At 72.7% G+C, this 13,412-nt stretch carries 9 protein-coding genes; 6 read left to right on the forward strand and 3 right to left on the reverse strand.

Going from position 1 to position 13,412, the window contains the following annotated elements; translation table 11 throughout:
- Positions 1-94: 94 nt before the first annotated feature.
- Entirely contained in the window at positions 95-1,612 is a 1,518-nt protein-coding gene (locus tag ACTWPV_RS42145) for a DUF4185 domain-containing protein (RefSeq protein ID WP_443156077.1), read from the reverse strand.
- Between the two features lie 177 nt (positions 1,613-1,789).
- Between ACTWPV_RS42145 and ACTWPV_RS42150 the strand changes: the two genes are divergently transcribed.
- Entirely contained in the window at positions 1,790-2,176 is a 387-nt protein-coding gene (locus tag ACTWPV_RS42150; RefSeq protein WP_443156078.1) for a DoxX family protein, read from the forward strand.
- A gap of 15 nt (positions 2,177-2,191) precedes the next feature.
- Here ACTWPV_RS42150 and ACTWPV_RS42155 read toward each other — a convergent pair whose 3' ends face one another.
- Both ACTWPV_RS42155 and ACTWPV_RS42160 read right to left on the reverse strand, forming a co-directional pair.
- On the reverse strand, positions 2,192-6,976 hold the full coding sequence (locus ACTWPV_RS42155; RefSeq protein WP_443156079.1) for a GH92 family glycosyl hydrolase: 4,785 nt from the start codon (positions 6,974-6,976) through the stop codon (positions 2,192-2,194).
- Between the two features lie 326 nt (positions 6,977-7,302).
- Positions 7,303-7,635 carry a cupin domain-containing protein gene (locus ACTWPV_RS42160; protein WP_443156080.1) on the reverse strand — a complete coding sequence of 111 codons (333 nt, stop codon included), beginning with the start codon at positions 7,633-7,635 and terminating at the stop codon, positions 7,303-7,305.
- Between the two features lie 35 nt (positions 7,636-7,670).
- Here ACTWPV_RS42160 and ACTWPV_RS42165 point away from each other — a divergent pair, with 35 nt between their 5' ends.
- The 5 genes from ACTWPV_RS42165 (at position 7,671) to ACTWPV_RS42185 (ending at position 13,354) form a co-directional block, all read left to right on the forward strand.
- Positions 7,671-8,009 (forward strand): hypothetical protein, encoded by a 339-nt coding sequence (locus ACTWPV_RS42165; RefSeq protein WP_443156081.1) that lies wholly within the window; start codon positions 7,671-7,673, stop codon positions 8,007-8,009.
- A gap of 127 nt (positions 8,010-8,136) precedes the next feature.
- Positions 8,137-8,943 (forward strand): rod shape-determining protein, encoded by an 807-nt coding sequence (locus ACTWPV_RS42170; protein WP_443156082.1) that lies wholly within the window; start codon positions 8,137-8,139, stop codon positions 8,941-8,943.
- Between the two features lie 21 nt (positions 8,944-8,964).
- On the forward strand, positions 8,965-10,506 hold the full coding sequence (locus ACTWPV_RS42175; protein WP_443156083.1) for a PucR family transcriptional regulator: 1,542 nt from the start codon (positions 8,965-8,967) through the stop codon (positions 10,504-10,506).
- Between the two features lie 109 nt (positions 10,507-10,615).
- Positions 10,616-11,875 (forward strand): NAD(P)/FAD-dependent oxidoreductase, encoded by a 1,260-nt coding sequence (locus ACTWPV_RS42180; RefSeq protein ID WP_443156084.1) that lies wholly within the window; start codon positions 10,616-10,618, stop codon positions 11,873-11,875.
- Between the two features lie 132 nt (positions 11,876-12,007).
- Positions 12,008-13,354 (forward strand): anthrone oxygenase family protein, encoded by a 1,347-nt coding sequence (locus tag ACTWPV_RS42185; RefSeq protein ID WP_443156085.1) that lies wholly within the window; start codon positions 12,008-12,010, stop codon positions 13,352-13,354.
- The last annotated feature ends 58 nt before the right edge of the window (positions 13,355-13,412 follow it).

The following is a 13,412-nucleotide window of genomic DNA, read 5'->3' on the forward strand; positions in this document are numbered from 1 at the left end:
CTTCGCCAGCCACGCTGTCAACAGCCCCGCCGGCGCACACGTTATCCGCCCACGCCGCCGTAGGGTGTGCAGGGTCTCGGACACCGAGGGGAGGTCAGGAGGCCACCAGCGCGACCTCGTCGGCCTGCAGCCACATGTCGCCGTTGTCGGTCCAGATGCCGGCGAACACCTCGACCGAGGTGCGCCTCCCGCTGTCGAAGGTCACGGTGAACGGGGTCCACGAGTTCACCGCCCGGAAGTTGACCTCCTTGATCGGAGATCCTCCCGGCACCCGTACGCCGAAGAAGCCGTTGTCGTTGTTCGCGGACGTCCGCAACCATCCGGTGAGGGTGTAGGTGGTGTCCGGCTCGACCTCGACCACCTGGTGCAGGTCGTGCCAGCCGCTGTTGTGGCGGGCGAATCCGTTGCGGTCGCCGGTGAAGCCCCAGGTGGCCCGGTCGATGCCGCAGTTCCCGTGGCAGGCCCAGGGCGCGGATGCCGACCCCGTGCTCTGCCGTTCGAAGCCCGGATCCTCGACGAGGTTGGGGTTGGTGACGGCGGCGTCGCGGGTGAGCGTGATCCTGGTCAGATACACGTTGTACGGCGTCCACTGCGACAGCGCCAGATACAGGTCGGGTCCGGACGACCGCGGGTGCATGAAACCGCCGTACAACCCTGGATAGTCGGCGGAGCTCGCGACGACCGCCGGGGCGCTCCACGGGCCCGTGGGGCCGGGCGCGGATCGCAGCACGATGTCGCTGCCCTGCAGGTAGGTCATCAGCCACCTGCCGGTGAAGTCGTTGTAGCGCACAGAGAGCTCGCCGGCGGGGGCGGGGACGACCGGCGCGGCGGCGGTGTCGGGGCCGCTTCGCCAGGCGGTTCCCGTCCAGTACTCGTAGGCGTCCTCGGCCAGTATCTCGGCCTCGGGAACCCGGGCGAGGTGCACGGCTCCGGCGCGGCCGTTCGGCGTGCCGAACAGGTACACGAACCCGTCCCTGCGGGCGAGCGCGGCCATCTGGAAGCGGTTGCCCCCGTCGGGGTTGTCCCATCGGGGTCCGCCCTCGGTCGTCCAGGTCTGCCCGTTGTCGTCGGAGAAGGCGATCCCGGCGTGGTTGGTGTCCCACTTGCCCGGGTCGCCCCAGTGGCGTACCGACATGTAGGCGAGGTACTGGCGGCTTCCCACGGACACGCCGGCGGTGGGGATGACGGTGATCTCGTCGCCGTCGACCTTCTTGCTCGGGATGAGCTCCTTGGCGTGCCCCTGCCGGTCGGTGGCCGCGCTGGAGAACGTCATGCCGTCGGAGAGGTCGCGGTCGGTGCTGCGCAGCAGCACCTGGCTGCGCCAGTCGCCGCCGTTGGCGCCCGGAGGTTCCCAGTCGGCGCCGAACGTGTCGCCGAATGCGGCGAGCACCTCCCCGCTGCCGTTGTCCCACATGACACCCAGGTCGGTGGCCTTCACCTGCCAGGTGGCGGGGGTGTCGCTGAGGGAGCCGGGCCCGGTCATCTTGCTGACCACGATCGCCGGTGACGGGGCCGTGGTCGCCTGAGCCGGCAGGCAGGCCGTCCCTCCCGTGACCACGAGCAGGAGCAGCGCGCTCCCCGCCGATGCGCGGGCGCGTGAGCCGAGCCTCATCAGCCGTCACCTCCGCAGCTGAAATCGATTTCTCAAATCCATTGTTGGATCTTGGGAGTGCGTCGTCAAGGGGCGCCCGCCCCTCGGGCACGAAGGAGACGTCACACTCCGGGCCCGCCGGCCCTCTTGGGGTGCAGAGGAGGTCACCGCCTTCCCCGTCGATCCACAGGAGCACCCATGTCAACCGCCTACGTCGTCACCGCCGTGGCGACCATCGCCGCCAACACCTTCTCCGGGCTCGCGGCCATGACCCGGCTCGAACCGATCATGCGCACGCTGGGCCCCGCGCTCGACCGGGCCGGCGTGCCGGAGTCCTGGCTGGTCTGGCCGATCGGCGTGCTGAAGCTGCTCGGCGCCCTCGGGCTGGCGCTCGGGCTGCTCGGCGTGCCGCTCGCCGGGACGGCCGCCGCCGCCGGGCTCGTGCTCTACTTCGTCTGCGCCCTCTTCGCCCATCTCCGCGTCCGCGACTACGTGCCGCAGTTCTACCTGGCGATGGTGTTCCTCGGGCTCGCGACGGCCACCCTGGCCCTGGACCCGGCTCTCGTCCTGTCCCCGGCCGGGTGACCGCCGCTGCACCCGTCAGGCCCGCGTACGCTCCAGCTGCAGGCGTACCCTGGCCAGCCAGGTCCCCCAGCCGTCGTCCGGCCGGCTGTCGCCGATGCGCAGGTAGAACGCCCGGGACTCGCCCCGCAGGTCGGCGAGGTCGAGCGTGCGCTCCTCCCGGTTGGACCGGTCACGCACGTCGTTCTCCTCCCGCAGCACGGTCCGCCAGGTCTGCTGGTCGGTCGAGACCTCCACGAGGAAGTGGTTGGCCAGGTCCAGCGTCAGCGAGCCGCCGGTGACCTGGGCGGGCAGCTCGAACCGGTAGGTCGCGTGGCTGTCGCCGTCGGTGAAGCGGGCACGCCCGTCGTGCACCTCGCCGTCGAGCTTGGACCCGCCCGCGTCCAGGAGCCAGGGCTGCTCCGCCGGGGTGCCGGGCGTGAACTCCACCGTGTCGCCGACCAGCGTGACCGCCACCTGCTCGCCGGTGGACCCCTGGTCGGAGGTGGCGTCGAGCCGGATCAGGTGGCTGCCGGGACCGGCCGTCGCCGGCACCGCCACCTCGAACGCCACGGTCTGGGACGCGCCCGGCGCCACGGGCCCGAAGCGGGCAGATGCGGGCTGGACGGTCCAGCCCTCGGGTCCCGTGGCGGTGAGCCGGCCGCGGGCGGGCTTCGTGGCGTGGTTGGCCACGGTCGCCGAGAGCCGCACGGTCTCGCCTGGGGCGGCGAAGACCCCGGAGCTCTCGATGACCAGCGTCGACGTGGCGGGCGGCTCGGGAGCGAGCAGCTCCACCTCGGCCAGCGAGACCGCCGAGCCGCCGGTGAACCTGATCCGGTAGTGGGCGTACGCGCTCGGGCTGGTGATCTTGAACGGGCGGGTCTGCGACCGCCACGCGAAGCTCTCACCGGTCCGCTTGTCGATCGACTTCCACGCGTTGCCGTCCTCGGAGCCCTCCAGGACCCAGCTGGACGGATCCTGGGCCGGATCGCCAGAGCCGGAGGTGAGCGTGTAGTAGCGCGCCGTGCGCTCGCCGTCGAAGGTGAGGCGCACCCACTCGGGCACCGTCGCCCCGGTGGCCGAGTCGTCGTCGAACAGCGCGCTCACGTCGGCGCCGCCCGGCGCCGACGCCGTGCCGTGCCCGGTGAGGTCGTGCAGCGGCGTCGGGACCCGGTCGTCGCCGGTGATCGACGGCGGGGCGGCGTTCTTGCCCGTGCCCCAGCGCGAAGGCTTCGGCCCCATCTCGAACACCAGCTCGCCGCCCTTGGCGATCAGGTCGTGCGGCAGGTACGTCTTCCCGTACGGCTTGCCGTTGACCTTCAGCCCCTGCACGTAGACGTTGCGCGCGCTGTTGCCCGGCGCCCTGATCACCAGCTTCCTGCCGTTCTCCAGGTGCACGGTCGCCTTCGTGAACAGGGGCGAGCCGATCGCGTAGGAAGGGCTGCCCATCTGCAGCGGGTAGAAGCCGAGGGCGCTGAAGACCTGCCAGGCCGACATCTCCCCGTTGTCCTCGTCACCCGGGTACCCCTGGCCGATCTCGCTGCCCAGATAGAGCCGCGAGAGCGCCTCGCGCACCTTGGCCTGGGTCTTCCACGGTTGTCCCGCGTAGTCGTACATGTAGGCGATGTGGTGCGAGGGCTGGTTGCTGTGCCCGTACTGGCCCATCCGGATGTCGCGGGCCTCGCGCATCTCGTGGATGATCCCGTTGTACGAGCCGGGGAACAGCGCGGTCTCCTGGTCGTCGAAGAACGCGTCGAGCTTGGCGGCCAGCTTGTCCGCGCCGCCGTACAGGTTGGCCAGGCCGCGGCCGTCCTGCGGCACGTGGAAGGCCATGTTCCAGCCGTTCGTCTCGGTGTAGTCGTGGCCCCACTCGCGCGGGTCGTACGCGTCCGGCTTGAGCCGGAACGACCCGTCGGCGCTCCTGCCCTGGAAGAAGCGGACCGCCGGGTCGAACAGGTGCACGTAGTTGAGCGCCCGGTTCCTGAAGTACTCGTACTCCTCCAGGTAGCGGGCGCGCTTCGCGCTCTTCGACCGTTCGGCCAGCGACCTGGCCATGTTGGCGATGCCGAAGTCGTTGATGTAGCCGTCCATGGCCCACGACATGGCCTCGCCCGTCGACTCCGTGCTCGTGTAGCCGAGGAAGACGGAGGTCGACAGGCCCTTGCGGCCCACGTGGCGGGTGGGCGGGGCGACCGTGGCGTTCTTGAGCGCCGCCTCGTAGGCGGTCTCGGCGTCGAAACCGGTGATCCCCTTCAGATGGGCGTCGGCGAAGGCGACGTCGGAGCTGGTGCCGACCATCAGATCGGCGTAGCCCGGCGAGGACCAGCGCGCGATCCAGCCGCCGTCCTCGTACTGCCGCACGAACCCGTCCACCATCTCCCCGGCCGCCTCGGGCGTCAGCAGCGCGTACGCGGGCCAGGTGGTGCGGTAGGTGTCCCAGAAGCCGTTGTTGACGTACACCTTGCCGTCCGCCACCTTCGCCCCGGTCTCGGTGGGCGTGCTGGGCGGGGTCTCGGTGGCCGACTGCACGGCGTGCCTGTACACCGGGGCGTCCGCGGTGCCGGTGTTCTCGTAACCGGAGTTGGGATAGAGGAACAGCCGGTAGAGGTTGGAGTACAGCGTGACGAGCTGGTCGTGGCTCGCGCCCTCGACCTCGATGACGCCGAGTTTGGCGTCCCACGCCTTCCGCGCCCGCTCGCTGACCTGCTCCAGCGTGTCGGAGGCGCCGATCTCCAGCTCCAGGTTCTTCCTGGCCTGCTCCACGCTGATCAGCGAGGACGCGATCCGCATGGTCACCGTGCGCGTCTCGCCCGCGTCGAACGCCAGATAGCCCAGCACGTTGTCGCGTCCCTGCCCGGTCAGCCTGCCGCCGCCGGTGACCGGGCGGTCGAAGGTGGCGTAGTAGAACATGCGCGTCGCCCCGGTGGACAGGTCGCTGCGCACGTCGGAATAGCCGGTGACCACGCCGCCGGGCACGTCGAGGGTCAGGCCGCCGCTGTCGTTCACGTTGTCGAAGATCAGCTTGGCCGACGCGCCGGGGAACGTGAAGCGGGCCAGCGCCGCGTGGTCGGCCGGCGCGATCTCCGTCCTGAGGCCGTTGTCGAACGTGACCGCGTACAGGTGCGGCTGAGCGACCTCCCGCTCGTGGCGGAAGGGTAGCGCGCGGGCGGTCCTCGACGGGTCGGGCGCCCCTTCGGCCGCCGACGGCATGAACTGGAACGTCTGCCGGTCGCCCATCCACGGGCTGGGCTCGTGGCTGGCGGTGAACGCCTGGATCTCGGGCAGGTTCGCCGCGTTGCCGGCCCGGTGGTATTCGTAGAGCCACCGCGTCGAGGCGGCGTCCGTCATCGGCGTCCAGAAGTTGAACCCGTGCGGCACGGCCGTGGCCGGGAAGTTGTTGCCCCGCGAGAACCCGCCCGTGGAGTGGGTGCCGCGGGTGGTCACCGCGTACTCCGAGGGCCGCTGCCCGTCGCGCCCGTCACGGCCCTCGTACGGCTGCCGCTTCCGCTCCTTGACGATCTTGATGTCGTCCACCCAGCCGCGGAACCCTGCCTCGCCCACGGGGCTGTCGTAGGCCACCAGGACGCGGCTGATCCGCTTGCCCCTGGCCACCTTGCCGATCTCGGCGCGCTTGAAGTTCCACTGGTCGGCGTAGAGGGTCCTGGACTCGCCCTGCTCCCGGGGCGCCAGCCGGACCCCGTGCTGGTCGACGGCCTTCAGGTCGCTGAGGTAGGTGCCGTCGCTGAAGGCCAGGTCCACGGAGACGTACGTGCTGGGGTAGCCCAGGTGGGCCGAGGTGAACTCGGGGAAGACCAGGTAGGACAGCTCCATCCCGGACGTGACCGGGATGTCCACCTCGAACACCTTGTTGGTGGAGTAGCCGCCCTTGCCCGACGTCGTGCCGCCCGCGTACCGGAGGGCGCGCAGGCCGCTGAAGCCCGCGCGCGGCCTGGACGTGTGGCCGCGGGTCGGGCCGTCGCCGACGTGGCTGCGCATGTCGCTGGGCGGCCTGGCGCCGGTGTGGCCGTCGGAGAGCTCCCACTCGGCCAGTTGCAGCATGGGGGCGCCGCCGACGCGGGTGACGTTCAGCCGGTAGTGGGCGTAGGCGGTCGTGTTGGCGAAGCGGTATTCCTTGCGCTGGTGGCGCGCCGAGAACGTCTCGCCGGTCCGGGTGTCCAGGGTCGTCCAGGTCCTCCCGTCCTGCGAGCCCTGGAGCTGCCAGTCGCGGGGGTCGCGCTCGGGCGCGTCGTCAGCGGAGGTCAGCGCGTAGCGCACGACCGCGACCGGCTCGGACAGTTCGTACCGCGCCCAGCCCGTGCCGCTGTCCACCAGCCACTTGGTGCTCGGGTCGGTGTCGGCGAGGTTCTCCTTCACCTCGCCGGCGTCGAAGAACTCGCCGCTGACGTCGATCCGGGCGATCTTGTCGGAGATGCTGCCCTCGATGCCGCCGGGCAGGGTGCCGGCGACGTTCTCGGCCTTCTTGTCGCCCTTGGCGTCGGTCTCGGTGGTGTTGGTCCAGGTCGGCTGGGGGTCGCCGGGCTCGAAGGAGGAGGCGAAGGCCGCTCCTTCCGCCTGGGCCAGCTTCTGCCCGTCCTGCGCCGCTCGCCGCGCCTGCTCCGCGGACGGAGCCGGCTCGCTCGCCTCGGGGTCGGGCGGCGGGCTGTAGGACGGGCCGGGGGTCGGGGTGCCCGAAGGGCCGGGATTGGGAATCGGGTCTGGACCTTTCTGTGCGGTGGCGCCTGCCGGGCCGTACTGGGTGGTCAGCGCGGCGGCGGCCGGGGCGGACAGTGCGAGGGCGACGCCCGCGCATAAGGCCGCCGTCATGAGGGATCGTCGGCGAGGGTGCTTCATCGGGGGGAACCTTCCGTGCGTCAGCCGGTACGGGGACTCGGTCGAGCAGCGTCACGAAGGCGGCTGCGTGGGTCGTGCCTGGTCGGGACGGGACGGGGACGGACCGGGATGGACCGGATGGCCAGGGGTGCTCACAACGATCTGCCGGCAGGAGGATGACAACGTTGTCAGCCTCAATCTGTCAAGGAAGTTTTCAAATCGCGGGCCCCTGTCAAGAGGTCGCCCCGCAGGCCCCGGGCGGGCGCAGGAAGGCGCACCGGTGGGCGCCCCACCGGTGACAGCGGATCGGTCGCGCCGGGTCAGCGCCGCTTGACGACGGTCAGCAGGACCGCGGAGTCCTCCAGCGCCTCGAGACTGTGGCGGGCGTCGGGCACGATGAGCAGGTCTCCGGTGCGCGCCTCCCACGACTCCCCACCGGCCAGCATGCGCACCCGGCCGTGCAGCACCTGCACCGTCGCCTCTCCCGGATTCTCGTGCTCGGCGAGGTGCGAGCCCTGCTTCATGCCGATGACCGTCTGGCGCAGCACCTTCTCGTGCCCGCCGTACACGGTGTCGGCGGTGTGACCGCCGCCCGCGCCGCCCGCCAGATCGGTTTGCTGACGGGCCAGGGCCGTGAGCGAGACTTTCTGCATGCCGCCATTGTCTCAGTTGGGCTATGGTCGGCCGTGTGACGGGACCGTGGAACACCCCATGCAGGCTCATCGTGCTGAGCCTGGTCCTGGTGTGCTCGCTGGTGGCCGGCGCGTCGAGCGTCTGGCACGCCGCCGGTGACCCCGTCGCCCAGGAGGCGACGACGTGGAGCCCCGGCACCACGGAGCACCGGCTGACGGGCCTGCCGCCCCAGCTCTCCACCGGCCGCGAACCCCTGGTGCCGGAGTCCGGCGCGCGGCAGGGCGACGCCGCCCATCTGGCGCTGCTGCCCCCGCCGCACGGCTCGGCCGCCGTCGGAGACCCCCAGCAGTTCGGGCACCGCGCCGCGGGGTCACGCAGCCCGCCGCTGGTCTGACCTTCGTCCACTGTCGCGCCGCGCGGCCCGGCCGTGCGCGCCCGGCTGCCCGCCGGCGCGACCGTCCCCATGCGGGACACGCCCTCATTCCTTCCTTCTCGCGTCAAGCAAGGAGCCGAACACCGCCATGGCCGAGCTCGCATCAGCCCGCACCCTCCAGCACACCCGCCACGGACGGGTGGCGCTCGATCTGGGCACCGCGCGCACCAGAGCGCTGACCTCGAGCGGGGTCGCCATCGCCGACCGCCCCTCGGCCGTCGTCGCCTCCCCGCCCGTCGCCGATGTCGCCGACCCGGTACGCCCGATCCGGCACGGGATGATCGCCGACCCGGGCGCGTGCCTGCGCCTCGTACGCCTCGTCCTGCGGGACGTCCAGACGGCGGGCGACCGCTCCATGGAGCAGGTGGTGGTCGGCGTGCCCGTGGCCGCCTCGCCCAGCGACCGGCGAGCGGTGCGCACCGCGGTGTCCGAGGCCGCCGGATGCGGGGTGACGCTCGTGGAGGAGCCCCTGGCCGCGGCCGTCGGCGTCGGCCTCGACGTCACGGGCTCCCGGCCGTTCCTGCTGCTCGACGTGGGCGCGGGCATCGTCGAGGCCGTCGCCATCCGCGACGGCGCCATCAGCGACGCCGTGGCCATCCAGCTGGGCGCCACGACCAGCGCGGGCCTGCTGCCGTACGTGCTGGACGGCGTCGTCGACATGACGGCCGCGCTGCTGCGCCGCCTGCCCGCCCAGCTTCGCGTCGCCGCGCGCGCCCACGGCCTGACGGTGACCGGGGGCGGCGCCCTGCAGGCGCAGCTGCTCAGCCGCCTGGACACCGTCCTGCGCATGCCGGTCAGCACGCCGCCCGAGCCGCAGCACGCCACCGTACGCGGCCTGATGCGGCTGTGCCTGCAGCCCGCGCTGGCCGCCGGCCTCGCCGCGCGTGGCCGCTGACCGCCGGGGCAGGGTAAGCCCGTGATCCGACTCGATCGCCTGGTCAACGTGCTGGGCGGATACGGGGTGCGGTTGTGCGGGCGGCCCGGGACGCGCTCGGTCCAGCTGCGCAGCGTGGCGATGCCGGACCCCACCGACGAGCGCCTCCAGGGTGACGTGCTGCTGGCGGTCGGCGCCCCGTCGGCGGCCGAGGCGGTCCGGTGGGCGGTGTCGGCGCGGGCCACGGTGGTGATGGTGCGCGCCGGCGCCGAGGCCGCCCGCGAGGCGTCCTCGGCCGGCGAGAGCGAGGGCGTGGCGGTGATGCTGGTCGACCCCGCCGTGTCGTGGAGCCAGCTCGCCGGCGTGGTGTACGGGCTCGTCCTGGAAGGGCGGGAGACGGAGGCGGGTCGCGGGCCGACGGACCTGTTCGCGCTGGCCGACAGCCTGGCCGACGTGGTCGGCGGCGCGGTCACCATCGAGGACCGGCTGTCGCGGGTGCTGGCGTACTCACGCTCCCAGCAGGCGGGCGACCCGGCCCGGCTGGAGACGATCCTGGTCCGGCAGGTTCCCGACCGGCTGCGGGAGCTGTTCAGGTCCCGCGGGGTGTTCGACCGGCTGGCCGCGTCCGACGAGCCGGTGTTCGTCGAGCAGGACCCGGAGCACGGGCTGACCGGGCGGATGGCGGTGGCCGTGCGGGCGGGCCGCGAGGTGCTCGGCTCGGTCTGGGTGACCTGCGGCAGCCCGCTGACCGGAGCGCGGCTCGGCGCCCTGACCGACGGGGCGCGCACGGTGGCGCTGCACCTGCTGCGCCAGCGGGCGAGCGCCGACCTGGAGCGGCAGGTGGAGTCCGACCTGGCCATCCGGCTGCTGGAGGGCAGCGCCGACGCCGCGACGGTGCTCAGCCAGCTGGGGCTGGCCGGCGAGACGCTGCGCGTCATCGCCGTCCGCGCGCACGCCGGGAACGAGCGGCACGCCGCGCTGCTGCTGGCCTTCGAACGGGCCACCACCGGCTTCGGCTGGTCGCGGCCCGGGCGCAGCACGCTGCTGGGCAACACGCTCTACACGATCCTGCCGGGCGAGGAGGCCGACGCGGCGCGCGCCTGGGTGTCCGCGCTGGGGTCCGCCCTGCCCGCGCAGGTGAGGCTCCTCGCCGGGATCGGGGCGCCGGCCAGGGCTGCGGAGCTGCCGGCCAGCAGGCAGGAGGCCGACGAGTGCCTGGCTTTGCACGAGACGGGCCCCCTTCAGGCCGCGCCGCCGGCGTACGACGAGTCCTGGGACGACATCCTGCTGCGGCGGCTGCGGGCCGCCGCGCGCACCGGCCGCGCCCCCGCCCGCGGGCCGGTCGGCGCGCTGCGCCGGCACGACGCCCGCCACGGCACCCACTACATGGCCACGCTGCGGGCGTGGCTGGAGGCCCAGGGCGACCCCGCCGTCGCCGCTGAACGGCTCGGCGTGCACCCCAACACCGTCCGCAACCGGCTTCGCAGGATCGTTCAGATCACGCCGCTCGACCTGGACGACGCCCGCCAGCGCCTGGCCATGATCATCACGCTGGCCGCGCTGGAGGACGACCGCCCGTTGTGACGCCCGGACAATCCGGCCGCCGCAATTGTCGAATCCGCACAACGCTGGACGGTCTCGCGCGCGCGATCCTGGGAGAAAGAGCGTCATCTGTCCAGTACGGAGGCATGCCATGACCGGCAACGAGCGCATCACCAACCCGCCGCGATCGGCGATCGTGGTGGGCGCCGGCATCGTCGGCCTGTCGACCGCGTGGTTCCTCCAGGAACGCGGCGTCGAGGTCCACGTGGTCGATCGCGGCGGCGTGGCGGCCGGGGCGTCCTGGGGCAACGCGGGATGGGTCGCGCCCGGCCTGGCCATCCCGCTGAACGAGCCCTCCGTCCTGCGTTACGGCCTCAAGTCGCTGGTGAACCCGTCGGCGCCGCTGCACGTGCCCGCCACCGTCGATCCGACGTTGTGGGCGTTCCTGCTCCGGTTCGCCGCCAACTCCCGGTGGTCGTCGTGGACGCGGGCCGTGCGCGCCAACCTGCCGCTGAACGAGGAGTGCATCGAGGCGTACGAGGTGCTCACCGCCAACGGCGTGGACTCCCCCGTCGTCGACGCGCCCATCACCGCGGCCTTCCGCACCCCGCAACAGGCCGAAACCCTGCTGCGCGAGCTGCGCCGGATGGCCGACGCGGGACAGCCCGTCGACCACGCCGTCCTGGAGGGCGCGAGCCTCGCCGAGCACGTGCCGCTCGCCTCCGCGGCCCTGCGGGCGGGCGTGCGGATCGACGGGCAGCGGTACGTCGACCCCGGCGGCTTCGTCCACGCCCTGGGCACGGCGGTCATGGCCCGCGGCGCCACCGTGTACGCCTTCGAGGTCGCCGACGTGCGCGACGAGAACGGCAAGATCACCGTCAGCTCGCGCCAGGGCACGTCCGTGTCGGCCGACGCGGTGGTGGTGGCGACCGGCGCGTGGCTGCCACGCCTGGCCTCGCAGTGGGGCGTCCGCGTCCCCGTGCAGGCCGGCCGGGGCTACTCCTTCACCGTGCCGGTCGACCGCCCGGTGCCCGGCCCGATCTACCTGCCCGACGTGCGGGTGGCGTGCACGCCGTACCAGGGGGCGCTGCGCGTGGCGGGAACCATGGAGTTCCGCGACCCCGACGCCCCGGGCGTCCCCGCCCGGACGGAGGCGATCATCGCCTCCGCCCGCCCGCTGCTGGACGGCGTGCGCTGGGACGAACGCACCGACGTCTGGGTGGGCCCGCGGCCGGTCACCCCCGACGGGCGCCCGCTCGTCGGCGCGACCGCCCGGCCGGGGATCTACGTCGCCGGCGGGCACGGCATGTGGGGCCTGACCCACGGCCCGATCACGGGCCGACTGCTGGCCGAGCAGATCACGACCGGCAAGCAGCCCGCCCTCCTGCACGAGTTCGACCCGCTGCGCTGACCGGTCTGCGCCGTTGACTGGTTCGGCTCCCTGACCGGTCCGGCCCGGCGCGCTGCCCGGCTGGACAGGGCTCGCGGGCGGCGCTCGCCAGGCGGTGGTTCCGGGCCTGCCGCCCTTCTGTCCTCATGGACGATGAGTGCCGCGACGTATGTCGAACCGTCCGAGCCGTACGCCGAGATCCCGCTCGCCGGGGGTGACGTCACCGAAGGAGTCGTACGGGTCGGCGACACCGTGCGCCGCCCGGTGGGGTCCAACGCTCCTCTCGTCCACGCGCTGCTGCGCCACCTGGAGGAGGCCGGATTCGCGGGTGCGCCGCGTTTCCTCGGCATCGACGCGGCCGGTCGTGAGGTGCTGACCTTCGTCCCCGGCGAGGTCGCCGGGCGGCCGCGCCCGGAGTGGATCGCCGACGAGGAGCGGCTGGCCTCCGTCGGGCGTCTCGTGCGCGCCTATGACGACGCCGCGGCGGGCTTCGTCCTGCCCGAAGGGGTGGAGCCCGTCCCGGGGTTCACCGAACAGCCCGACATGCCTCCCCTGCCGCCCGAGGTGGTCGGCCACATGGACTACACCCCGGACAACGTGGTCTTCCGCGGCGGCCGTGCGGTGGCACTGATCGACTTCGACCTCGCCAAGCCGGTTGCCAGGGTCGACGAGATGTGCAACACGATGTTGTACTGGGCGCCGCTGATGGACCCTGTCGACGCCGACCCGCCGCTGCGGGACGTGGACGCGCCGCGCCGCTGCCGCATCCTCGCCGACGCCTACGGCATGTCGGAGGCCGATCGCGCGCGGCTCGTCGAGGTGGCCGTGCTGCGGTCGCGCCGGTCGTGGTTCACGCCCCGTGACCACAGCGGACGCCCCCGCCTGACCGGACGGGGGAGTTGCCGGCGGATTCGAGACCTCGGGGCTGGAGGCGGCCGCGCACGCCCGGCGGCCGGATGGACCCGGTCGTCCGGTCCGGGCGGTGGCGCTGTGGACGCTCGCGTATGCGATCGAGCGTCCGATGCATGGACCGTCTCATGCCGCGGGCGTCACGATGAACACATGTTGGCTCTGTCCCTTGTCGCACTCGCGCTGCACGGCGCCCTCGCGGGCCTGTTCTACACCTTCTCCATGTCCGTCATGCCGGGCCTGAAGGCCGTCGACGCCGCCCAGGCGGAGGCGGCCATGCGCAGCATCAACCGTAAGATTCTCAACCCCTGGCTCTACCTCGTGTTCCTCGGGTCGCCGCTGGCGGCGCTGGTGGCCGGGCTGCTCGCGGACGCCTCCGCGGCCCGCTGGTTCCTCGCCGCCGCCGCGGTGAACTTCGCCGGATCGTTCCTCGTCACGGTGGCGATCAACGTACCGATGAACAACGCCCTGGAAGCGGGGACCATGCCGTGGAAGGACTACGCGAGCAGGTGGACCGCGTGGAACACGGTCCGCGCGGCGGCCGGCGTGGCGAGCCTCGTCCTGATGGGTGCCGGCCTGATCGCCCTCTGAGGGGACCGAGCGGGTGGGAACGCCCGGGTGAGCGCCGCCCTCACCGGGGCCCATCCGG

The organism is Nonomuraea sp. KM88 (genome assembly GCF_052245635.1).
In the GTDB taxonomy this organism is placed as follows: domain Bacteria; phylum Actinomycetota; class Actinomycetes; order Streptosporangiales; family Streptosporangiaceae; genus Nonomuraea.

Coding starts and splice junctions, on each gene's coding strand:
- ACTWPV_RS42150 (WP_443156078.1), top strand. CDS start 1,790: ATGTCAACCGCCTACGTCGTCACCGCCGTGGCGACCATCGCCGCCAAC.
- ACTWPV_RS42145 (WP_443156077.1), bottom strand. CDS start 1,612: ATGAGGCTCGGCTCACGCGCCCGCGCATCGGCGGGGAGCGCGCTGCTC.
- ACTWPV_RS42160 (WP_443156080.1), bottom strand. CDS start 7,635: ATGCAGAAAGTCTCGCTCACGGCCCTGGCCCGTCAGCAAACCGATCTG.
- ACTWPV_RS42155 (WP_443156079.1), bottom strand. CDS start 6,976: ATGACGGCGGCCTTATGCGCGGGCGTCGCCCTCGCACTGTCCGCCCCG.
- ACTWPV_RS42180 (WP_443156084.1), top strand. CDS start 10,616: ATGACCGGCAACGAGCGCATCACCAACCCGCCGCGATCGGCGATCGTG.
- ACTWPV_RS42185 (WP_443156085.1), top strand. CDS start 12,008: ATGAGTGCCGCGACGTATGTCGAACCGTCCGAGCCGTACGCCGAGATC.
- ACTWPV_RS42170 (WP_443156082.1), top strand. CDS start 8,137: ATGGCCGAGCTCGCATCAGCCCGCACCCTCCAGCACACCCGCCACGGA.